The 22058-nt window shown below is 65.0% G+C and carries 18 protein-coding genes; 7 read left to right on the plus strand and 11 right to left on the minus strand.

All coding sequences use genetic code 11. The features are described from left to right. Positions 1–80: 80 nt before the first annotated feature. The 4 genes from DD559_RS11910 to DD559_RS11925 form a co-directional block, all read right to left on the minus strand. Positions 81–1304, minus strand: coding sequence for a threonine synthase (locus DD559_RS11910; RefSeq protein ID WP_116469369.1), 1224 nt, complete (start codon positions 1302–1304; stop codon positions 81–83). A gap of 43 nt (positions 1305–1347) precedes the next feature. Continuing rightward, positions 1348–2373, minus strand: coding sequence for an alcohol dehydrogenase AdhP (gene adhP, locus DD559_RS11915; protein ID WP_116469370.1), 1026 nt, complete (start codon positions 2371–2373; stop codon positions 1348–1350). Positions 2374–2453: 80 nt separating this feature from the next. Continuing rightward, on the minus strand, positions 2454–3248 hold the full coding sequence (locus tag DD559_RS11920; RefSeq protein ID WP_116469371.1) for an SDR family oxidoreductase: 795 nt from the start codon (positions 3246–3248) through the stop codon (positions 2454–2456). An 80-nt stretch (positions 3249–3328) separates the two neighbouring features. Next, the gene (locus DD559_RS11925; RefSeq protein WP_116469372.1) at positions 3329–4255 is read right to left on the minus strand and encodes a GSCFA domain-containing protein; all 927 of its coding nucleotides are present in this window, start codon (positions 4253–4255) and stop codon (positions 3329–3331) included. Positions 4256–4457: 202 nt separating this feature from the next. On the opposite strand from DD559_RS11925, the gene DD559_RS11930 reads away from it, so the two are divergent. From DD559_RS11930 to DD559_RS11955, 6 genes are all read left to right on the plus strand, one after another. Next, positions 4458–5219 carry a hypothetical protein gene (locus tag DD559_RS11930; RefSeq protein WP_165831081.1) on the plus strand — a complete coding sequence of 254 codons (762 nt, stop codon included), beginning with the start codon at positions 4458–4460 and terminating at the stop codon, positions 5217–5219. Positions 5220–5420: 201 nt separating this feature from the next. Then, on the plus strand, positions 5421–6245 hold the full coding sequence (locus DD559_RS11935; RefSeq protein ID WP_116469374.1) for a hypothetical protein: 825 nt from the start codon (positions 5421–5423) through the stop codon (positions 6243–6245). Positions 6246–6362: 117 nt separating this feature from the next. Beyond that, positions 6363–8816 carry a glycoside hydrolase family 3 protein gene (locus DD559_RS11940; protein ID WP_116469375.1) on the plus strand — a complete coding sequence of 818 codons (2454 nt, stop codon included), beginning with the start codon at positions 6363–6365 and terminating at the stop codon, positions 8814–8816. Next, a complete protein-coding gene (locus DD559_RS11945) occupies positions 8813–9850 on the plus strand; it encodes an aldose epimerase family protein (protein WP_116469376.1) in 1038 nt (345 codons plus the stop codon). The genes DD559_RS11940 and DD559_RS11945 overlap by 4 nt, the downstream gene beginning before the upstream one ends. 84 nt (positions 9851–9934) lie before the next feature. Then, positions 9935–12775 (plus strand): M16 family metallopeptidase, encoded by a 2841-nt coding sequence (locus DD559_RS11950; RefSeq protein WP_116469377.1) that lies wholly within the window; start codon positions 9935–9937, stop codon positions 12773–12775. Positions 12776–12789: 14 nt separating this feature from the next. Continuing rightward, a complete protein-coding gene (locus DD559_RS11955) occupies positions 12790–13089 on the plus strand; it encodes a hypothetical protein (RefSeq protein WP_116469378.1) in 300 nt (99 codons plus the stop codon). Between the two features lie 89 nt (positions 13090–13178). Here DD559_RS11955 and DD559_RS11960 read toward each other — a convergent pair whose 3' ends face one another. Genes DD559_RS11960 through DD559_RS11975 form a run of 4 tightly spaced genes read right to left on the minus strand, consistent with a single transcriptional unit; the run spans position 13179 to position 15654 of the window. Next, on the minus strand, positions 13179–13835 hold the full coding sequence (locus tag DD559_RS11960) for a hypothetical protein (RefSeq protein WP_240610225.1): 657 nt from the start codon (positions 13833–13835) through the stop codon (positions 13179–13181). Beyond that, complete coding sequence (gene lepB / locus DD559_RS11965; RefSeq protein WP_240610226.1) at positions 13832–14695, minus strand: signal peptidase I; 864 nt, start codon at positions 14693–14695, stop codon at positions 13832–13834. The genes DD559_RS11960 and lepB overlap by 4 nt, the downstream gene beginning before the upstream one ends. Next, positions 14673–15035 (minus strand): GntR family transcriptional regulator, encoded by a 363-nt coding sequence (locus DD559_RS11970; RefSeq protein ID WP_116469379.1) that lies wholly within the window; start codon positions 15033–15035, stop codon positions 14673–14675. The genes lepB and DD559_RS11970 overlap by 23 nt, the downstream gene beginning before the upstream one ends. A 37-nt stretch (positions 15036–15072) precedes the next feature. Beyond that, entirely contained in the window at positions 15073–15654 is a 582-nt protein-coding gene (locus DD559_RS11975; RefSeq protein ID WP_116469380.1) for a nitroreductase family protein, read from the minus strand. Between the two features lie 124 nt (positions 15655–15778). Here DD559_RS11975 and DD559_RS11980 point away from each other — a divergent pair, with 124 nt between their 5' ends. Then, on the plus strand, positions 15779–17374 hold the full coding sequence (locus tag DD559_RS11980) for a peptide MFS transporter (RefSeq protein WP_116469381.1): 1596 nt from the start codon (positions 15779–15781) through the stop codon (positions 17372–17374). Between the two features lie 87 nt (positions 17375–17461). Here DD559_RS11980 and DD559_RS20295 read toward each other — a convergent pair whose 3' ends face one another. The 3 genes from DD559_RS20295 to acs form a co-directional block, all read right to left on the minus strand. Then, positions 17462–17596, minus strand: a complete 135-nt coding sequence (locus DD559_RS20295; protein WP_276308184.1) for a hypothetical protein — start codon at positions 17594–17596, stop codon at positions 17462–17464. Positions 17597–17788: 192 nt separating this feature from the next. Next, positions 17789–19819 (minus strand): M13 family metallopeptidase, encoded by a 2031-nt coding sequence (locus DD559_RS11985; protein WP_116469382.1) that lies wholly within the window; start codon positions 19817–19819, stop codon positions 17789–17791. A 181-nt stretch (positions 19820–20000) separates the two neighbouring features. Continuing rightward, the gene (gene acs, locus DD559_RS11990; RefSeq protein WP_116469383.1) at positions 20001–21938 is read right to left on the minus strand and encodes an acetate--CoA ligase; all 1938 of its coding nucleotides are present in this window, start codon (positions 21936–21938) and stop codon (positions 20001–20003) included. Positions 21939–22058 lie beyond the last annotated feature (120 nt).

Consider the following 22058-nt stretch of genomic DNA (forward strand, 5'->3'; position numbering starts at 1 on the left):
ATCCTCCCCCGCCAGGGGGAGGTGGCCCGCGCAGCGGGTCGGAGGGGGAGGTAGGCGACTCACCTAATGGGCGCGAGCCATCACAGCGCCCCCAAATCCCCCACCGCATCCTTGTCCAGCCACGCCCCCGCCTCCGGCAACGGATATTTCAATCCCGTTGCGCAGTTGAACAGCACGGTGCGCTCCTCCGGATCGACCAGCCCGTCGCGCATCGCCTGGTGATAGGCTGCCAGCGTCGCGCCACCCTCCGGACAGAGCAGCAGCCCGTCCTTGCGCGCGCACGCGTCCACCGCCTGAAGGATCGCCGGATCGCCCACCGCCAGCGCGCGCCCGCCGCTCTCGCGCACCGCGCGCAGGATCAGGAAGTCGCCCACCGCGCGCGGCACGCGGATGCCCGCCGCAACCGTCGCGGCATTCTCCCAACGCTCGGCATGTTCCTCGCCCGCCTCATAGGCGCGGACGATCGGCGCGCAGCCCGAAGCCTGCACCGCATACATGCGCGGCCGCTTCGATCCGATCCAGCCGAGCCGCTCCAGCTCGTCGAACGCCTTCCACATGCCGATCAACCCGGTACCGCCGCCGGTGGGGTAGAAGATCGCGTCAGGCAGCTCCCAGCCGCACTGGGCGGCGAGTTCCAGCCCCATCGTCTTCTTGCCCTCGATCCGATAGGGCTCCTTGAGCGTCGAGAAATCGAACCAGCGCCCCTCGGCGGCGCCGCGCCCGACGATCGCGCCGCATTCGTCGATCTGGCCGTTGACCCGGTAGACCCGCGCGCCCTGCGCGGCGATCTCGCGGACATTCACTTCCGGGGTCTCTTCCGGACAGAGGATCACCGTTTCGATGCCGCAGCGCGCGGCATAGGCGGCGAGTGCGGCGCCGGCATTGCCATTGGTCGGCATGGCGATACGGGTGACGCCCAGTTCGCGCGCCATGCTCACCGCCATCACCAGCCCGCGTGCCTTGAACGAGCCGGTCGGCAGCCGCCCCTCATCCTTGACGATCGCGCCGGGACCGCCGGACTTGGGGATGGCGATCAGCGGCGTCTCGATCTCGCCCAGCGAGACGATGTTCCCTGCCCGCCGCACCGGGAGCAGCTCGCGCCAGCGCCACAGATCGGTCGGCCGCGCTGCCAGCGCATCGCGGGTGAGCGCCGCGCCGGCGCCCGCCAGATCGTAGCGGACCAGCAACGGCCGCCCGACGCGCGAGAGCTGGTGCAGCTGGTCCGCCGCATAGGTCTCGCCCGTCATCGAGCATTCGAGATGGGTGACGAAGCTCGGCCGCTCGACCCGGATATTGTCCTGCATGGGCGGCAGCTTAGGAACCGCCGCCGCCCCTGTCGATGGCGCCTCAGGCCATGTCGAGCACGATACGCCCCTCGATCTCGCCCTTGCGCATCCGATCGAACACGGCGTTGACGTTCTCGAGCTTCTCGGTCGCCACCGTCGCGCGGACCTTGCCCTGGCCGGCGAAATCCAATGCCTCCTGCAGGTCGAGCCGCGTGCCGACGATCGATCCGCGCACGGTGATACCGTTCAGCACCGTGTTGAAGATCGAGAGCGGGAAATCGCCGGGCGGCAGGCCGTTGAGCGAGACGGTGCCGCCGCGCCCGACCATGCCCAGCGCCTGCTGGAACGCCTTGGTCGACACCGCCGTCACCAGCACGCCGCGCGCACCGCCCACGGCCTTGCGCACGAAGCGGGCAGGATCCTCGTGCAGCGCATTCACGGTCAGTTCGGCGCCCAACCGCTTCGCCAGCGCCAGCTTGGCATCGTCGATATCGACGGCGATAACGTTCAGCCCCATCGCCTTGGCATATTGCACCGCCATATGACCTAGCCCGCCGATACCGGAAATGACCACCCAGTCGCCCGGCTTGGTGTCGGTGACCTTCAGCCCCTTGTACACGGTTACGCCCGCGCACAGGATCGGCGCGATCTCCACGAAGCCGATATTGTCCGGCAGGATGCCGACATAGTTGGGATCGGCCAGCACATAATCGGCAAAGCCGCCATTCACCGAGTAGCCGGTATTCTGCTGGCTTTCGCACAACGTTTCCCAGCCACCCAGGCAATGGGGGCAATGGCCGCAGGCGCTGTACAGCCACGGCACGCCCACGCGATCGCCTTCCTTCACATGGCTGACGCCCGCACCCACCGCCGCGACATGGCCGACGCCTTCATGGCCAGGGATGAAGGGCGGCTTGGGGCGTACCGGCCAGTCGCCCTCGGCAGCGTGGAGATCGGTATGGCACACGCCGCTGGCGGCGATGCGGACCAGGATCTGGCCGGGGCCGACCTCCGGCACCGCCACCTCCTCGATCACGAGCGGCTTGCCGAATTCGCGGACCACGGCAGCTTTCATCGTCTTGGACATCGATCGCTCCTGTTTGGACAATGGGATCGGCATGACCCTTCAGACGCTCGCGCCCTATTGGGATAGTTGCGTAGCCTTCCTCAGCGCCGCTCCGGCCGGCTCCGTTGCGCCCGCTTGCGAAGCGCCCCCGGCATCCACCGCGCGGCGAACCATAGTTTGCGCGCAGTCTTCCCCACGCGGGTGTGGAGCACATGGCCGTGCACCGCCTGCCATGCCGCTTCAGCTACATCGCCCACCGGCGAAATCTCCAGCCCCGCCCGCTGCACCCGTTCGCGGATCACCTGGTTCGATCCGCCACTCGGCTGATCGAGCAAGGGGGTATCGATGAAGGCCGGCATCAGCGTGCGCACCTGCACACCCGCGGGCGCCCATTCGCCGTCGAGCGATTCGGCCAGCCCGCGCACGGCGAATTTGGTGGCGGCGTAGATCGCGGCGCCCGCCGTGCCATAGATGCCCGCTGCCGAGCTGGTGATCAGCATCACCGATCCGGGTGTCGCGGAAAGCAGCGGGAAGGCGGTATGCGCGCCGTGGACCACACCGGTGAAGTTCACCGCGATGCACCGCTCCAGCTCGGCGGGATCGGCGCTGGCGAAGGGGCCGCTGGTGCCGATGCCGGCATTGTTGAACAGCACGTCCAGCCGTCCGCCGCTGGCCTCCGCGAAATCCGCGAGCGCCGCCACCCATTGATCGCGATCCCGCACGTCAAGCAGGTGTGTCGTCGCCATGCCCTCGGGCAGCATCGCCTGCGTCGTCGCCAGCCCGGCGGCATTCACATCGGCGAGCCCGACCCGCCAGCCGCGCGCCGCGAACAGCTGCGCCACTGCCTGGCCGATGCCCGATGCGCCGCCGGTGATGAAGATTGCCCGATCGCCCATAGCGCTGCACCTCCGCTCGTTTTCCCTTAGGTCTTCACCCAGCATTCCGCACAGGAAGCGGCAACGCCAGCACCAATTTGTCAGGGACAGCAGAAATGACGCTCGAACGTCTTCATGATGAAGTCGACAATCTCGGGTTTCGGATGCCGATTGTCGCGCTCGAATGGATCAACGAAGAAGTCCTTCACGATCTCGAACGATGGGAAATATGATATTCTTTCGTCATTGCTTTCCCGGAGCATTTCATCAACCGCCGAGCGTAGAATGCTTTTGGATACGGAATTGGCCGTCATGCAGGAGATGGGACGAAAAGTGGCCATCAATGGTATCGGCGACACCGTGAAGATGATCCGGGCGTTGGGTTTCGCAGTGTGGATGATCGCACAAATGCGCCGCAGATTATCGAGGTTTTCCTGATGCGAGGATATCCGAAAACCGTGGATCTTCTCGTCGAACAGATATGCCGGCACGCCCCGCCAAAGGGCGTCCCCCGTCCGCTTGTCGTACCAGATTTCGGACAGTCCGAGCGTGATGATGAATAGATCGGTTCCGAGGATGACGCCTCGCGTTTCCGCTCGCACCGCCGGATCGATCGAAGCAATTTCCTTGCCCTCGGAAAACCAAAGATTCTCCGGGAACTCCTTGCCCTCCATTGCCCATTCGAACTGCTGGAGAATGGTGAAGCTATTCACCATTCCCTCTCCGAATCGGATGATGTGCGATTGGTTGGACAAATGCCCCCCACCCACATCATACCCCTTTTCCATGAGGTATTTGGTTATATAGCCAGCAAAACAGCTGCCGAAAGCCGTCAGCCGGGTATCCGGGCGAATGAAGGGTTGTGGCGGTGACCAGCCATGCATGATCCATCGGTCGACGCCGGCCGCGCTATATTCGATCTCCTCCTTCGATGCGATGAAATTGGTGTGCGGTCCCCGATACCAGGAACCGTTGAATACCGCCCTGTGGCCATCGCGTTCGCTGACGATTTGTTCCAGGTCCGCCATAGGAAGCTCTCATTTCGTCCGAAAGGGACGGCTAGCGGAGTTCGGGCGATCGCGATAGGGTCGTAGCCCGATCACTATCGGAACACCGAAAACAAGGAAGTTTGCGCTGAAGATCATCCTGCACGCCGGTACGCCCAAGACCGGGACCTCATCCCTGCAGGTTTTTCTCCACAACCATCGCGACGCACTGCTCGACCGCGGCGTGCTGTACCCCAAAACAGGTATCACCGACCTATTCGAACCGAAGCATCAATGGATGATTCGAGACCTGATGGGCGAAAATCCCGCCCCCTTCACCGAAAGGCTCCACGCCGCCCTTCAGGAGGCACGGCCGGATACGCATACTGTTCTGTTGTCTTCCGAAGGGCTGTTCCACCGCTGGTGGGATTTCTCGCCCGCAGGGTTGGAAGCGCTGCACCTGCTTGCCGCACGGGCAGAGCTCGAACTCTGGGCCTTTTTTCGCGAGCCGGTGGCATTCACGCGCAGCTTCTACGTTCAGATGCTGAAAAATCCGCGCGGACTCGGACCGTGCTATGGGCTCGATGCCAGCATCGACGCGCTATTGGACGAACCCCGATTTTCCCTGCATCTCGACTATATCGGCTACATCCGCACCGTCGAAGCCGTGCTGGGCGCCGGCAAGGTGCGGCCATTCCGATACACCGGGAACACGGTGGCGAACATGCTGGAGGCATTGGGGATCACCGACCTCGCGCCCGACATGCCGGCGGAAAATCGTTCCGTCGGCGAATGGGGCGTATCGCTGTTGCGGCAAATCAACCAACGCACGCTAGGGGTGGACGAGAAATGGCAGGCGGTCGGCCTCATCGAGAAGCTCGACCGTCTCGCCGATGGCTATAGGCGCCCCCTGCAGCTGGCGCCAGAAACCATCCAACGGATTCACGCGCTCTCGGCAGAAAGCGTCGCCGCGTTTGCGCGCCTCTATAATCTCGATATCAGCTGATCGACGCACACACCGGCATCCCGACTTCCCGCACCATATACCAAGGCTGCTGACGAAGCAGGGCAGGCCCCTTCCGTAAACGCGGCTTTCGGTGCACCTGCGACTGCCGCAGGGAAACTGAAACAAGGTGGAATCTGCACCCATAGGATTTGGTATTATCTGTCATCGGGTACATAAGGTTGTTTCTAAGAGAAGCTTGCAGTGACACGCCTGTTATACTCCTTCATCGTCGACGGGGCGCCCAAATTCGAGCAGCAGGCGCGGATCTTTCTGAAAAGCTTGCTGGCAACTGGCGTGCCCGCCGGATCCATCCATGCGCATGTAACGCCTGCCGCGCGCGCACGGGACGGGCTGGTCACGATGCTGGCCGCCTATGGCATCGTGCTGCACGATCTTCAGCCCTTTCTCGATGGCACCTATTGTAACAAGCTGGTCCAGTTGAGCGCGCTACCGCTGGACCGTGCGGATTGCATCGCCCTGTGCGACACCGATCTCGCCTTTCTGGAAAGCCTGGAAACCGTGGCGAGCTCCACGACCGTGCGGGCGAAGCCGGTGGATCTGCCCAACCCGCCGATTGCACTGCTGGAGCAAGCGCGCGACGTCTGCGGCCTGCACGGTATGCAGCCGATCGTATCCACCAGTTGCGACGCGGCAAGCACTTGGGCATCGAATTGCAACGGAGGCCTGTACTTGCTGCCCTCTATACTGGCCCCGGCGATCGCCGCCGCATGGCGGCGGCACGCAGAGACGCTATATAATGAACGGGCTTTCCTGGGAGGCTATAGCCACAATATCGATCAGATCTCGTTCGCCATGGCGATGCTCGATCTAGGCCTGGACGTTGACGCATTGCCGATTGAGGACAATTTCCCGCTCCACCTGGCCGACCGATTCCCCCCGGACAAAGACATCGCTCCGCGTGTGCTTCATTTCCACTGGCTACATGACGGCGACACCGCGTTGCGAAGGACCGGCCATGCCATCCTCGATCGCTCGGTGGATGCGGTCAACGCGCGCCTGCGGTAACAGCAGCGCGCATCCAAGGCTCCGGCAGCGTCCCCGCGCCCGATTGTGCTTCGAGTCATAGACTTCGTACAGCGCTTTCGGGTAACGCTACCACAAACGGTACGGGAGAGAGATACGATGCCCAAGGGCCTGACGCTGCTGCTAGCCACCACCATCCTTGCCGCCACGCCCGCCGTCGCGCAGCAGGCGCCGACAACGCTGTCCTCCGCCGCGCATCCCGAGAAGTGGCCGGCGGCCAAGAGCCAGGGCCTGATCGACCCGGCCACGGAGACGTTCGTCACCGATCTGCTGGCGAAGATGACGCTGGAGGAAAAGGTCGGCCAGATGATCCAGGCCGATATCGGCAGCATCAAGCCCGAGGATCTGGCGATCTATCCGCTCGGATCGATCCTGGCGGGCGGCAGCTCGCCGCCGATCGGTGCGCCCGATCGCTCGCCCCGCGGACCGTGGCTGGCAACGGCGCAGGCGTTCCAGAAGGCCGCACTCGCCCGCAAGGTGGACCATACGCCGATTCCGATCATGTTCGGCATCGATGCGGTGCACGGCAACAACAACATCGTCGGCGCGACGCTCTTTCCGCACAATGTCGGGCTGGGCGCGATGCGCGATCCCGCACTGATGGAGAAGATCGGGCGCGCGACCGCCGAAGAAACGGCGTCTGCAGGCATCGACTGGGCATTTGGCCCGACGCTGGCGGTTCCGCAGGACGAACGCTGGGGCCGCGCCTATGAAGGCTATTCCGAAGAACCCGAGGTCGTGCGCAGCTATGCCGGTGCGATGATCCGGGGCCTTCAGGGCGCGCCGGGCACCAAGGATCGCTTCCAGAAGGGCTATGTCGCGGCCTCCGCCAAGCATTTCCTCGGCGACGGCGGCACCTTCGGCGGGCAGGACCAGGGCGATACCCGCGTTTCCGAAGAAGAGCTGATCCGCATCCACAATGCCGGCTATCCGGGTGCGATCGATGCCGGCGCGATGACGGTGATGGCATCGTTCAGCAGCTGGAACGGCGCCAAGATGCATGGCAACAAATCGCTGCTCACCGATGTGTTGAAGGGCCGCATGGGCTTTGACGGCTTCGTCGTCGGCGACTGGAACGGCCATGCCCAGATTCCCGGCTGCACCGCCACCGATTGCGCCGCGACCTTCAACGCCGGGCTGGACATGGCCATGGCGCCGGACAGCTGGAAGGGGCTGTACGAAACCACCGTCGCCCATGTGAAGGACGGGACCATTCCGATGGCACGCATGGACGATGCGGTGCGCCGCATCCTGCGCGTGAAGGTGCAGATGGGCCTGTTCAACGCCGCGCGCCCCTATGAGGCCAAACCCGAACTGATCGGTTCCCCCGCGCATCGCGCGATCGCCCGCGAGGCGGTGGCCAAGTCGCTGGTGCTGCTGAAGAACAGCGGCGTGCTGCCGGTGAAGGCGAGCGCCAACGTGCTGGTCGCCGGGCCGGGCGCGGATTCGATGGCGCAGCAGTCGGGCGGCTGGACGCTCAGCTGGCAGGGCGACGGCAACCCCAATGCGATGTTCCCCAATGGCGAGACGATCTTCGCGGGCATTCAGGCGGCGTTGAAGGCCGGTGGCGGCACGGCGACGCTCTCGGCCGACGGCAGCTTCACCAAGAAGCCGGACGTGGCGATCGTCGTGTTCGGCGAGGAACCCTATGCCGAGATGCGCGGCGACGTGCGCACGCTGGAATTCCAGCCGGGCGACAAACAGGCACTGGCGCTGCTCAAGAAGCTGAAGGCGGCGGGCGTGCCGGTCGTCTCGGTGTTCCTGTCGGGCCGCCCGCTCTGGGTGAATCCCGAGCTCAACGCCTCGGATGCGTTCGTCGCCGCCTGGCTGCCGGGCAGCGAAGGCGGGGGCGTGGCCGACGTGCTGATCGGCGACAAGGCCGGCAAGCCGCGCCGCGACTTCACCGGCACGCTGTCGTTCAGCTGGCCGAAGACCGCCGGCCAGTTCACACTCAACCACGGCGAGCCGGGCTATGACCCGCTGTTCGCCTTCGGCTATGGCCTCCGCTACGCCAAGCCCGGCGCGGTCGGTGCGCTCAGCGAAGTGTCGGGTGTCGATGCGTCCCTCGGCAACACCAGCACCTTCTTCGCCAGGGGTGTCACCCCCGCGCCCTTCTCCTTCGCGACCGACAGCGGCATCACCCGCAAGACCGTCGATGGTCCGGCAACGCAGGAAGGCGCGCAGCAGCTGGCCTGGCCTGCGGGTCCGGCGACGCTGCGGATCGGCGGCGGCGACCTCGACCTCAGCCGCGAGACCAATGGCGATCTGTCGCTGCGCCTCGTCTATCGCGTCGATACGGCGCCCAGCGGCTCGGTGCGGCTGTCGATGGAGGGCGGCAAGAACAGCGGGACGATCGACGCGACCGGGCTGTTCACTGCCAAGGGCGGCTGGCAGACGGTCAACGTGCTGCTGAAGTGCTACCAGAAGAACGGTATCGATGTGACCAAGGTGAGCGCACCGGTCGTGCTGCAGGCAAGCGGGCCGTTCACGCTCTCCCTGGCCGAGGCGAAGATCGTTTCCGATCCCGCCAACTCGGTCTGTCCGGGCCAATGAGCGCGATCGAGGTCGTCGACATTGCGCGCGGAGCCTTCCATGCGCAGTTCCTGAATCTGGGCGCGACGCTGCACCGGCTTGAAGTGCCCGATCGCCACGGGCGATCGGAAAACGTCGTGCTCGGCTATGCCGATCTCGAAGACTATCGCCGCCAGCCGCCGCGCTATTATGGCGCGGTGGCGGGGCGATACGCCAACCGCATTGCCGGCGGCCGCTTCACGCTGGACGGCGAGACCTTTCAGCTGACCACCAACGAAGGCGGCAACAGCCTGCATTCGGGGCCGGACGGGTTCGACCGGCAATTCTGGACGGTGGAGGCACAGAGCGACGACTCCGTCACCTTCCGGCTGGACACGCCGCATGGCTGGAACGGCTTTCCGGGCAATCTAACCGTGCGCGTGGCATATGCGCTGGAGGAAGACGGGCTCGCCGTGCGCTTCGCCGCTACCTCCGATCGCACAACCATCGTGAACCTGACGCAGCATGCCTATTTCAACCTGGTCGGTGAGGCGAGCGGCGCGACGATCCTCGACCATGTTCTGCAGATCCCGGCTGGCGCTATCACGCCGGTGAATGATGCGCTGATCCCGACCGGAGACCTTGCACCGGTGGCGGGTACGCCGTTCGATTTCCGCCTCCCGAAACCGATCGGCCGCGACATCGATGCCGACAATGCGCAACTGGCGCTCGGCAAGGGCTATGACCATAATTTCGTGCTCGACGGCCCCGCCGGGTTCGAGCGCCGCATCGCCACGCTGTTCGATCCCGAGTCCGGCCGCGTACTGGACGTGCATTCGACCGAGCCGGGCGTGCAGTTCTATACCGGCAATCACCTCGCCGATGGTGCGCCGGGCACCGGCGGCGGCACCTATCCGGGGCGCGGCGGCCTGTGCGTCGAACCGCAGAAATTTCCGGACAGCCCCAACCAGCCGGGCTTTCCCACGGCGCGGATCGCGGCCGGGGACGTCTATCGCCACAACATGGCCTTTCGCTTCCGTACGGCCGACGGGGTGGAGGCTGCGTTCGAGGATTGACGGAGCCCCCCGTGCGCGCCGCGCTTGCAGCGCGTCCGCGGGTGGCTATGCTCGCCCGCATCATCAAACGGGGATTCCGATTTCATGAAGTCGTTCCGGTTGTTCTGCGGCGCTGCAATGCTGGCGCTCACCGTTCCCGTCGTGCCCGGCATCGCCCAGCAGGCACCTGCCACCACCGCCACGCGCCCCGCGCCGGTCTCCGAGCTGGTCGCGCAGGTCAAGCTCTCCTATGAGACGTTCACGCTCGCCAACGGCCTGCGCGTGATCGTCCACACCGATCGCAAGGCGCCGGTGGTGGCGGTATCGGTCTGGTACGATGTCGGCTCGAAGCACGAACCGGCGGGAAAGACCGGCTTCGCGCACCTGTTCGAACATTTGATGTTCAACGGATCGCAGAACGCACCCGGCGATTTCTTCGAACCGCTGAAGCAGGTCGGGGCCACCGATCTCAACGGCACGACGAGCTTCGATCGCACCAACTATTTCGAAACCGTGCCCAAGCCGGCGCTGGAACGCGCGCTGTTCCTGGAAAGCGATCGCATGGGCTGGCTAACCCCGGCGATTACCCAGGCCGTGCTCGACGAGCAGCGCGGCGTCGTCCAGAACGAGAAGCGTCAGGGTGACAATCAGCCCTTCGGCCTGCTGCAATATGCGCTGTTCGAAACGCTGTTCGCCGGCAATCCCTATGGCCACACGCCGATCGGATCGATGGCCGATCTGGACAAGGCGAGCCTCGCCGATGTGAAGGGCTGGTTCCGCGATCACTACGGGCCCAACAACGCCGTGCTGGTGCTTGCCGGCGATATCGATGCGGCCGAGGCGAAGCCCCTGGTGGAGAAATATTTCGGCGGCATCCCCAAGGGACCGAAAAGCGTGCTGCCCGAGGTCAGCATCCCCAGCCTTCCCGCCGCCAAGACCGTCCTGCTGAAGGATGCGGTGCCGACGACCGTGGTGGTGCGCAGCTGGGCGATACCGGGCCTCAACGATGCGGATGCCGCGGCGCTGGACGTATTCGGCAGCGTATTGGGCGGCCTGGGCAGCTCGCGATTGGACAATGCGCTGGTGCGGAAGGAAAAGCTGGCGGTGAACGTCTCCGCCGCAACCGACTCGATGGCACAGGTGGGCATCTTCCAGATCCAGGCCATGGTAAAGCCCGGCATCGATCCGGCGCTGGTTCGCAAGCGGATCGACGAAATCCTGGCCGATCTCATCGCCAAGGGACCAACGGCAGACGAGGTCCAGCGCGTTGCCACCATCAATGTCTCGCAGACCATCTCCGGCCTGGAATCGGCACGCGCGCAGGCGTCCACCCTGGCCGAGGGGGCGCTCTATTCGAACGATCCCGGCTTCTTCCACAAGCAGCTGCAGGCAGTCGCGACGATGACGCCGGCCAAGGCGAAAGCCGCAGCCGCCAAGTGGCTGACCCGCCCTTCCCTCACCATCCAGGTCGATCCCGGCAAACGAGAGGCCTATGTGGAAGCGCAGGCCGTCGCCGCGCCCAAGCCCGCAGCCGAGGAACCCGTTGCCAAGGGCGATCGCGGCCCCTTGCCCGATGTGGGCCCGGTCCGCGACATCCACTTTCCCAAGGTCGAGCGCACCCGGCTCGCCAATGGAATCGAGCTGATCTACGCGCAGCAGGCATCGATTCCGGTGACGCAGGTCGCGATGAGTTTCGACGCCGGCGTCACCGCCGATCCGAACGGCAAGGCGGGCACGCAGAATCTCGCACTTTCCCTGCTGAGCGAAGGCACCACCCATCGCGACTCGATCGCCATCGCCGAAGCAAAGGAACGGCTGGGTGCCAATATCGGCTCGGGCAGTTCCGCCGACCGCACCTATCTGAGCCTGAGCGTACCGAGCGCAAATCTGGGCGGCGGCGTCGAGCTCTTTTCCGATATCGTGCGCCATCCGGCCTACGCCCCCGGCGAGATCGAGCGGCTGCGCGCAACGACGCTCACCGGGATCCAGTTCGAATTGAGCGACCCCAACGGACTGGCGGGCCGCGCGCTGCCGGGCCTGCTCTATGGCCCGGCCAATCCCTATGCGAAGCTCGGCAACGGCGCGGGAAGCCCGTCGGCAGTGGCGAAGCTGACGCGGGACGATCTTCTTGCCTTCCACCGTGCCTGGATTCGGCCGGACAAGGCCAAGATCTTCGTGGTCAGCAATCTTCCCCTGGCGGCGGTGAAGACCGCGCTCGACGCCGGCTTCGGCGATTGGCAGGGCGAAGGCCCGGCCGGCGCCAAGGCATTCGGCAGCGCACCCCAGCAAGCGACGCCGCGCATCGTGCTGGTCGATCGCCCGAATTCGCCGCAATCCACGATCGCGGCCGGGCAGATGACGCCGCTCGATCCGACCGGCGACCTGCTGGTGGCGATCACCGCCAACCAGGTGCTGGGCGGCGGCTTCCTTTCCCGAATCAACATGGACCTGCGCGAGACCAAGCACTGGACCTATGGCGCGGGCGGCGGCTTCAACTGGATGGAACATGCCGTGCCCTACACCGTGAGCGCGCCGGTGCAGGCGGACAAGACTGGCGATTCCATCCGTGCCATCCGCGAACAGGTCCGCGATTTCCTGACCACCAAGGGGGTCACCGAGGGGGAGCTGACCCGCGAGATCAACGGCGCGACCCGCGAACTCGCCGGGCGATTCGAAACCGCCCGCGCGGTATTGAGCGCGATGCAGCAGAACGACCTGCGCCGCCGGCCGGACAATTATTACGATACGATCGCACAAAAATATCGCATGCTCACCGCAGCCCAGCTTGACGCTGCGGCACGCGGGGCACTCGACGTCGATCGCTTCGTTTGGGTGGTGGTGGGCGATGCCGCAAAGGTTCGCCCGCAGCTTGACAGCCTCGGCCTCCCTGTCGAGGTGGTGACGGCGACCTCGCTGGCGGAGACGTCTCCGCCGGCCGGCAAGTGAGCAGGAGAGAGCGAATGGCGAATGTGGATGGCAACTGGAACACCGTGACCCAGTCGCCGCTGGGCGATCAGCAGGCGGTGCTTGCGGTCACCAGCAATGGCGACAGCTTCACCGGCAGTTTCAATGGCGCAATGGGCCAGGCGGAGATCACCGACGGCAAGGTGCGCGGGGATACGCTCAGCTGGTCGCTCAACATTTCGGTGCCGATGCCGATGACCCTGACCTGCGAAGCCACCGTCAATGGCGACACCCTCACCGGCACCGTCACCGCCGGGGCATTTGGCAGCTTCCCGATCACCGGCACCCGCGCCTGATCGGCCGCAGGCCCTTCCCCACACCGGGGAGGGGCCGGGCGTTCAGGCGCCATTGTGCCCGGCTTGGTCCTTGCGCTGTCGACCGCAGGTCACGCGCCTTCCAACTGGAAGTTCACCGGCCGCGTCATCGATGCCTGCCCGTCAAAGGCATGGTCCGCATAGACGCCGCCCCGGCGTACCCAGTGGCAGAAAAGATGCGCCGACCAGGCATTGGGATTGGGCGTGATGCGCCCATGCCGCCGATTCACCCCCTGGTAGAGAACACCATCGCCCGGCTCCATCGCGATCGCCTGGTAGGGCTGATCGCCAAACCCCTCCTCGACCAGCGCGGACGGTTCCGACGCCACACCCGCCAGTTCCAGCGGCCAGGGGACACCATCGCTATAATCCAGCGTTAACGACAGGCTGACTTCGCACGCATAGCGATCACTATGAACGCGACAGACATCCCCTTCGCGATAAATACGAAAATAGCTGTAGCTGGGCAGCAGATCCATCCCCAGCGCGGTGGCGATGCTGGGCGTCAGGCCCCAGAGGAAGCTGAGCAACGGGGGATAATGGAATCCGTATATTTCCACCGCCTCCCGCTGCAGGAGGTTGGGATGTCGCATCAGCCGCCGAACGGCGCCCTGCGACAACATGTCAGCCTGCAACTGCTGCAGCAGCGCGTTACACGTCTCAGGCGCGCATAGCCGCCGCACGAGCGCATACCCGTCGCGCGCATAGTCGCCCTGCAGTTGCATCATTGCGCCGGCCGTAGGGTCGTGCCGGTCCGAGCCCAGCGGATCGACGTGATATAGCTAAGCGGATTGAGCCATGCTCCCTCCCCGTCATAGCTGAGCGTCACGAATTCGGCACGCCCGGCGATGGTCTGCAATGGCACCGGGCCGCCCAATCCCTTGTGCGCCGATGCAAAGCGGCTGTCGGCCGACTGGTCACGATTGTCGCCCATCAGGAAAACATGGCCTGCAGGTATCGTGATCGGGCCATAGCTATCCCCAGGGCTGACATAACCGTTCGGCAGGATCGTATCCCCCAAATCGATCACATCATAGCTGACGCCGCCCGGAAGCGTTTCGCGGTACAGCGGCGGCTGGCAATAAAGCTTGCCGTCCGGCCCTCTCCGGCGAAAGGCGGCAATCGGTCCTTCGTCGCAGGGCAATGCGGCATCAACCGGGATCATCGCCCGCCCCCTGGCCGTGCGTGGCACGGCCTTGCCGTTCAGGATCAGCCGCCCATGGCGCACTTCCAGTGTATCGCCCGGCAGGCCGATCACGCGCTTGATCAGGTCCTCCCCGTCGCCGCGGCGCACGACAATCACGATATCACCGCGCGCCGGAGTGCCGCCGAACAGGCGTAGCGCGGCGATATCCTTGCCATGGATCATCAGCGATGCCTGCGAGAAGCCGTACGGGAATTTGCTCGCCACCAGCCGATCGCCGGTGCGCAGCGTCGGCATCATCGACCCCGACGGAATATAATAAGGCCGCGCCACCGCGCTCTGGAACAGGAAGAAAACGCCAAACGTCACGGCCCAGCCGCCGACGGTGCGCTTCCATCCTGGCTTGGCGGCGGCCATCGGCTCAGGCGACTTCGTGGCTGCCATCCAGCAGTTCGCGAACGTCCAGCCCGAGCAGCGCGATGTGATCCTTAACCCTTGGCCAGTGGCCGGTCAGGAAACGTTCGCGCTCGGCAAGCCGCAGCCGCTCCACGGCACCGGGCAGCACGAACATGCCCACGCCGCGGCGTACCTCGACATAGCCGTCGTCCTGGAAACTCTGATAGGCTTTGGCGACCGTCAGCGGATTGGCGCCATGTTCGGCCGCCAGCGCCCGAACCGAGGGAAGCTGATCCCCCGCACGGAACTGTCCGCGCAGGATCGCGGCGGCAATCGTCGCCCGCAACTTCAGGTATACCGGGCTGTCTTCGTGCTCCAGGGCTGTCATGCTGGCATAATACAGCAGATACCCTGGGAGTCCATAGTCAGGGATTCCACCGATGGAGGATCTGGGACAGTTCACCGCGCGGTCGTTCCTCCAGCGGGCGGGATGGCGTGCCCAGAAACACGAAGCCGGCAATGCGCTGCCCCGCCTGGCCGAACAGATCGCGCACCGCATCCGAATAGGCCGGCCAGCCGGTCAACCAACCTCCGGCAAAGCCCATCGCATGGGCGGCATGGAGCAGGTTCATGCAGGCCGCACCGGCAGACAGTTCCTGCTCCCACACCGAGATCTTGTGCGGCTGCACCGGCGCCGAAAGCACCACCACCAGCGCGGGCGCCTGGGTGGCGAACTGGGCGGCGGCTTCCTCGTCGCGCGCGGTCGCATCCGGGTTCTCGGCGCGCAGGATTTCCACCAGCTTCTGCGCCAGCACCGGGCGCGCTTCGGTGGGCACGATCACGAAACGCCAGGGGGAAAGCTTGCCATGGTCGGGCGTGCGCGCAGCGATCGCCACAATCTGGTCGAGCTGATCCGGGCTTGGCCCCGGTGCAGCCAGATCGCGCGGCTTGCCGGAACGGCGGGTCTGGAGCAGCGAAAGCGGCGTCGTACGGTCGTTGAAGGTCATGGCGGATCCCTACCAACTGGTCTCCGCTGCAACAACCGCTCTTCACAGCGGCGCAGGGATCGTTAGTCTGCCCCGCTTTCGCGGGCACTGCCCCGCATTTGCAATGTAAGGAAGCATCGGCCGCATGGCGACAACTGCGACCGGCGGGGGCGTACCCGCTACGGCAAAAACATTTCTTGGGCACCCGCGCGGCCTGTTCATGCTGTTTTTCGCCGAGATGTGGGAGCGCTTCTCCTACTATGGGATGCGGGCGATCCTGGTCTTCTACCTGACGAAGCATTTCCTGTTTGCCGAAAATCCCGCCTATGCGGTGTACGGCGCCTATACGTCGATGGTGTATATCACGCCCGTTCTGGGCGGCTATCTGGCGGATAAGTATCTCGGCGCGCGCAAGGCAGTACTGGCCGGCGGCGTGTTCATCGCGACCGGCCACCTCCTGATCGCGCTGGTCGAAGGGCCGCCCGGCGAGCAGGCCGGCTATCTTCAGGGCTTCTATGCCGGCCTGGCCTGCATCATCGTCGGCACCGGCTTCCTGAAGGCGAACATCTCGGTGCTGGTCGGCCAGCTCTATCGCCGCGACGATGCCCGGCGGGACGGCGCCTTCTCGATCTTCTACATGGGGATCAACCTGGGCGCGTTCACCGGGCCGCTGCTGGTCGGCTATCTCGGCGAGCGGGTCGGCTGGTCCTGGGGCTTCGGCGCAGCGGGCATCGGAATGCTGCTCGGCCTGGTTGTGTTCGTGCTGTTCCGCGGCGATCTGCACGATGCCGGCGCGCCGGCGGATCGTGCCCTGCTCACCGCCCGCACCCCGCTGGGCGTGTCGCGCGAATGGCTGATCTACCTCGGCTCGATCGCGGCGGTGGGCATTTCGTGGCTGCTGATCCGCGACGAAAGCGTGGTCGGCACGCTCCTGCTCGCCACCTTCGGCATCACCTTCCTGTACATCTTCTATCGCGCGCTGTTCACCCTGCCGAAGGTGGAGCGGATGCGCATCTTCGGCGCGCTGTACCTGATCGCGCTCTGCCCGCTGTTCTGGGCGCTGTTCGAACAGGCCGGCTCGTCGCTCAACGTGTTCACCGACCAGCGGGTCGACCGGCACCTGTTCGGCTGGGAAATGCCGGCATCCTGGTTCCAGTCGGTCAACAGCTTCTGGATCATCACGCTCGCGCCGCTATTCGGCATCCTGTGGGTGCAGCTGGGCAAGCGCGGGCTGGAGCCGAGCGCGCCGCTGAAATTCGCGCTCGGCCTGATTCAGGTTGGCCTGGGCTTCGTCGTGCTGGTGCTGGGGGCCGGACAGAACGGCACGATGACGCCGATGCTGTTCGTGATCCTGCTCTATTTGCTGCACTCGACGGCGGAACTGTGCTTCTCGCCGGTCGGCCTGTCGAGCATGACGCGGCTGTCAACCGGCTCGATGGTGGGGCTGATGATGGGGACGTGGTTCCTGTCCACCGCCGCGGGCAACTTCCTGGCAGCCAAGATCGCACAGGCGACCGGCGGCGAAGGCGCCGGTCCCGAACGCGTGCTCAACGTCTATTGGTCGATCGGCTGGTACATCATCGTCATCGGCGTGATCGCGATGCCGATCAGCTGGTGGATCACCAGGCTGATGCATCTCGATACCATCGGCAAGGACGATGCCGGCCATGCGCTGGCTGGCGAAACGACGCTCGCAGAACCCGCCGCGCCCGGCACCCGCACCCGGAACGAGCGCAGCTAGAAGAGGGACGGGGCGCCGCAGCAGGATGGGAGGGTGTGCGGCGCCCCTTACGTCCGCCCGAGGGGGTGGAAGGGCGGACGATCCGGTTCAGGCCGCCAGCGGCAGCGGCACCATGTCCTGCTCATTGGCGGCAACCGCGGCCCCACGCGTATCGATCTCTTCGCGCACGGCTTCGCCGGCGAGACGACGATGGGCGAAATAGAGAGCAATAAGGGAGAACATCGCGGACCTCGGAAATGGCTTCATGCTGCAATGCAGCGTGGCGGCGCATCTGGTTTCCCAACGGTGATTCCGCAACTGCAAAGCCAAACCCGACTGATTGCATTTCCTGCAACCGCCTTCCTTTCCCTTCTCCTTAACGCAAAACGGCCCGGCGTTCCCGCCGGGCCGCTTCCGTAGAAATACGGGATGCGCTTACCAGATATGGACGCGCTTTTCCGGCGGCAGGTACAGCTTGTCGCCCGGCTTGATGTCGAAGGCCTTGTACCAGGCATCCACGTTTCGGACGATTCCGTTGACGCGCGCCGTAGCCGGCGAATGCGGATCGGTGAGCAGCGCCTGACGCTGGGCATCTTCGCGAACCTTCGCCCGCCAGGCCTGGGCATAGGCCAGGAAGAAGCGCTGATCGCCGCTCAGCCCGTCGACCATCTTCGCCTTGCCGTGCTTGGCCTGATACTTCTGATAGGCCGAATAGGACGCCTCAACACCGCCGAGATCGCCGATATTCTCTCCCAGCGTCAGCTTGCCGTTGATCTTGGTCCCCGGCACCGGTTCATAGCTGCTGTACTGATCCGCAAGTGCGCTGGTGCGGGCACCGAACGCCGTCTTGGCGGCCGGCGTCCACCAATTCTCGAACTTGCCGGTCGGGCCGAACATGCTGCCCTGATCGTCGAACCCATGGCCCATCTCATGGCCGATCACCGCGCCGATCGCCCCGTAATTGACCGCCGGATCGGCGTTGGGATCGAAGAAAGGCGGTTGCAGGATCGCCGCTGGAAAGGTGATCTGGTTCGACAGTGGATTGTAATAGGCGTTCACGGTCTGCGGCGTCATCGCCCACAGGGTGCGATCGACCGGCTTGGGGAAACGCGACAGTGCCAGTTCATGCTGGAACTCGCCCGAACGCATCACGTTGCCGAGCAGATCGTCACGCGACACCTGCAGCGCCGAATAGTCGATATACTTCTCGGGGTGGCCGATCCGCGGCTCGAACGCTGCCAGCTTGGCAAGCGCCGCCTTGCGCGTCGCATCGTCCATCCAGGACGACGCGGCAATCCGCTCGCGATAGGCTTCGCGCAGATTCTCGATCAGCTCTGCCATCTGCTTTTCGGCTGCCGGCGGGTAGTATTTCGCGACATAGGCTTGGCCCACGGCCTCGCCCAGCGCCCCGTTGACCAGCTGAACGCCGCGCTTCCACCGCTCCCGCTGCATCGGCACGCCCGATAGCGTCTTCGAATAGAAATCGAAGCGCGCCTGATCGAACGCCTTTGGCAGGAACGTCGCGTGATCGCTGACGAAACGATAGGCGACATAATCCTTCCACGTCTGCAGCGGCGTTTCTGCGAAGATCTTGCCCAGGGCGATCAGGGCCGTGTTCTGCGTCATCAGGATCTGCGGCGAGCTATCGAGGCCCGCGGTCTTGAGCATCAGCGCCCAATCGAACTCCGGCGCCTTGGCCTTCAGACCCGCGATCGTCTGCGGATCGTTGAGCGCGGCGATGTCACGGCTCTGCTCGGGCGACCATTGCACCTTGGCCATCGCGGTTTCGAGCGCGACGATCGCGTCGGCCTTCGCGGCCGCGTCCGGAATACCGGCCAGTTCCTGGATCTGCTGCACATAGGCGCGATAGGCTTTGCGGAACGCGTCGAACTTCTCGCCCGGATTGAGGAAATAGTCACGCGGCATCCCCAGCCCGCCCTGGCCCACGGCAGCCGTATACCGGGTGGGATCGGCCAAGCCCGGCATGATGTCGACATCGACCGGGCTGGCATAGCCGTTGCTGGCGAACAGCACCTGCAATGCAGCCTTGTCCTGCACGCCGGCGATGCGATCGAGATAGGGCTTCAACGGCCCGGCGCCGCGTGCCTCGATGCCCGCCTCGTCCATCCAGCTCGCATAGAAGTTGCCGATCTGCTTACCACTGGCACCAAAAGCACCAGGGTCCACGGCCATCTCATCCAGCAGGGTTCGTACATTAGTTTCGGCCGCGACGGCGAGGTCGACGAACGGCCCTGCCGAGGTTCGATCGGCCGCAATCTGGGTGCGCTCCGCCCAGCCGCCATTGGCGTAGGTCCAGAAATCGTCGCCCGGCTTCACGCCTGGCTTCTGCGCGGTAAGGTCCACGCCAAAGCTGCCGTAGCGCGGCTTGCCGGTCTGGGCGAGCGCGGGCGCGGAAACGAGCAGCGCAGCAACGCTAGCAAGCAACAAAGAACGACGTAGTTTCATGGTGTTGGGAACCCCCACCTCGATGTGTATTACGGGAATGTAACGGGGGGGACCGTCGCTCGCAATGGCATTTTGTTACAGATGAAACTGCCACATGCGCCCGCTATCGCGCACCGAACCGGCGAGGATAGCGGGAGTGTGGGCATGGGCATTCAGCGCCGGGCATGGCGCGGAACGAGGGTCAGGATATGCGGTTTGCGACCAGGTCGTCGACCACCGACGGATCGGCCAGTGTCGAGGTATCGCCCAGGCTGCTCACATCGCCTTCGGCGATCTTGCGCAGGATGCGCCGCATGATCTTGCCTGATCGCGTCTTCGGAAGCCCCGGGGCGAACTGGATCGCATCGGGCGTCGCGATCGGGCCGATCTCGGTGCGCACCCAGTCGCGCAGTGCCTTGCGCAGCGCTTCGCTGGCTTCCTCGCCGGCGTTGAGCGTCACATAGGCGTAGATGCCCTGCCCCTTGATGTCGTGCGGCATGCCGACCACGGCGGCCTCGGCCACCTTGTCGTGCAGCACCAGTGCGCTCTCCACCTCGGCGGTGCCCATGCGGTGGCCCGAGACGTTGATCACGTCGTCCACGCGGCCGGTGATCCAGTAATAGCCGTCGGCGTCACGGCGGCAGCCGTCACCGGTGAAATACTTGCCGCGATAGGTGGTGAAATAGGTCTGGAAGAAGCGCTCGTGATCGCCCCACACCGTGCGCATCTGCCCCGGCCAGCTGCGCGCGATGACGAGATTGCCCTCGGTCGCGCCCTCCAGCAGCGCGCCGTCGCCGTCGACCAGCTGCGGCTCGATCCCGAAGAACGGCATCGAGGCCGAGCCGGGCTTGAGCGCGGTCGCGCCGGGCAGCGGGGTGATCATGTGGCCGCCGGTCTCGGTCTGCCACCAGGTGTCGACGATCGGGCAGCGCCCCTCGCCCACCACGTCATGATACCAGCGCCACGCCTCCGGGTTGATCGGCTCGCCAACCGAGCCCAGCAGCTTGAGCGATTTCCGGCTGGTAGAGGTGACGTAGGAATCGCCCTCCTTCATCAGCGCACGCAGCGCGGTGGGGGCGGTGTAGAGGATCTCGACCTGGTGGCGATCGACCACCTGCCACATCCGGCCGGCATCGGGCCAGGTCGGCACACCTTCGAACATCAGCGTGGTACCGCCATTCGCCAGCGGGCCATAGACGATATAGCTGTGCCCGGTGACCCAGCCGATATCGGCCGCGCACCAATAGACCTGCCCCGGCCGATAATCGAACACCACTTCATGGGTATAGGCCGCCCAGAGCAGATAGCCGCCACTCGAATGCAGCACGCCCTTGGGCTTGCCGGTTGAACCCGAGGTATAGAGGATGAACAGCGGATCCTCGGCGTCCATCGGCTCGGCCGGGCAGTCGGCGGAAACCTTGGCGGCGGCCTCGTGATACCAGAGGTCGCGGCCGGGCTGCATCGCCACCTCGCCGCCGGTGGCCTTCACCACGATGACCTTTTCGAGCACGGGTGCGTGCTTTTGCGCTGCGTCGACATTCGCCTTCAGGGGGACGCGCTTGCCACCACGCCGGCCTTCGTCGGCGGTGATGACGATGCGGCTTTCGCAATCGACGATGCGGCCGGCCAAAGCTTCCGGAGAAAAGCCGCCGAACACCACCGAATGGATCGCGCCGATCCGCGCGCAGGCGAGCAGTGCAACCGCCGCCTCGGGAATCATCGGCATGTAGACCGTGACGCGGTCGCCCTTCTTGACCCCCTCGGCCTTCAGCACATTGGCGAAGCGGCAGACCGCTTCGTATAGCTCCAGATAGGTGATCCGGCGCGCCTCTTCCTTGGGGTCGTCCGGTTCCCACAGAATCGCGGTCTCGCCGCCGCCGCTGGCCAGATGCCGGTCGAGGCAGTTGGCGGCGACGTTGAGCTTGCCGTCGGCGAACCAGCGGATGCGGAAATCGGCCTCGTCGAACGACCAGTCGCCGGCCGTCTGCGGCGGCACGATCCAGTCGAGCCGTCTGGCCTGTTCGAGCCAGAAGCCGTCCGGATCGGACAGCGACTGGGCGTGGAGACGTTCATACGCTGCGGCGTCGACGCGGGCATGGCGCGCCCAGGCTTCCGGCACCGGATACAGATTGTCGCTCATCAAGACCCCTCCTGGTCAGCGGGCATCTAGGAGCGCAAGGGGTGGCTAGGCAAGGTGCAGGACCACGCACGATCGTTACGACGACCGATACTTTTTTAGTGGATCGGCACAACCGTATCA

This window comes from Sphingomonas pokkalii (assembly GCF_003096275.1).
GTDB classification, from domain to species: Bacteria; Pseudomonadota; Alphaproteobacteria; order Sphingomonadales; family Sphingomonadaceae; genus Sphingomonas; species Sphingomonas pokkalii.

Bases quoted from the DNA above. Each gene is read 5' to 3' on its own strand.
- DD559_RS11910 (WP_116469369.1), bottom strand. From the start codon at position 1,304: ATGCAGGACAATATCCGGGTCGAGCGGCCGAGCTTCGTCACCCATCTC.
- adhP (WP_116469370.1), bottom strand. From the start codon at position 2,373: ATGTCCAAGACGATGAAAGCTGCCGTGGTCCGCGAATTCGGCAAGCCG.
- DD559_RS11920 (WP_116469371.1), bottom strand. From the start codon at position 3,248: ATGGGCGATCGGGCAATCTTCATCACCGGCGGCGCATCGGGCATCGGC.
- DD559_RS11925 (WP_116469372.1), bottom strand. From the start codon at position 4,255: ATGGCGGACCTGGAACAAATCGTCAGCGAACGCGATGGCCACAGGGCG.
- DD559_RS11940 (WP_116469375.1), top strand. From the start codon at position 6,363: ATGCCCAAGGGCCTGACGCTGCTGCTAGCCACCACCATCCTTGCCGCC.
- DD559_RS11945 (WP_116469376.1), top strand. From the start codon at position 8,813: ATGAGCGCGATCGAGGTCGTCGACATTGCGCGCGGAGCCTTCCATGCG.
- DD559_RS11950 (WP_116469377.1), top strand. From the start codon at position 9,935: ATGAAGTCGTTCCGGTTGTTCTGCGGCGCTGCAATGCTGGCGCTCACC.
- DD559_RS11955 (WP_116469378.1), top strand. From the start codon at position 12,790: ATGGCGAATGTGGATGGCAACTGGAACACCGTGACCCAGTCGCCGCTG.
- DD559_RS11960 (WP_240610225.1), bottom strand. From the start codon at position 13,835: ATGATGCAACTGCAGGGCGACTATGCGCGCGACGGGTATGCGCTCGTG.
- lepB (WP_240610226.1), bottom strand. From the start codon at position 14,695: ATGGCAGCCACGAAGTCGCCTGAGCCGATGGCCGCCGCCAAGCCAGGA.
- DD559_RS11970 (WP_116469379.1), bottom strand. From the start codon at position 15,035: ATGACAGCCCTGGAGCACGAAGACAGCCCGGTATACCTGAAGTTGCGG.
- DD559_RS11975 (WP_116469380.1), bottom strand. From the start codon at position 15,654: ATGACCTTCAACGACCGTACGACGCCGCTTTCGCTGCTCCAGACCCGC.
- DD559_RS11980 (WP_116469381.1), top strand. From the start codon at position 15,779: ATGGCGACAACTGCGACCGGCGGGGGCGTACCCGCTACGGCAAAAACA.
- DD559_RS20295 (WP_276308184.1), bottom strand. From the start codon at position 17,596: ATGTTCTCCCTTATTGCTCTCTATTTCGCCCATCGTCGTCTCGCCGGC.
- DD559_RS11985 (WP_116469382.1), bottom strand. From the start codon at position 19,819: ATGAAACTACGTCGTTCTTTGTTGCTTGCTAGCGTTGCTGCGCTGCTC.
- acs (WP_116469383.1), bottom strand. From the start codon at position 21,938: ATGAGCGACAATCTGTATCCGGTGCCGGAAGCCTGGGCGCGCCATGCC.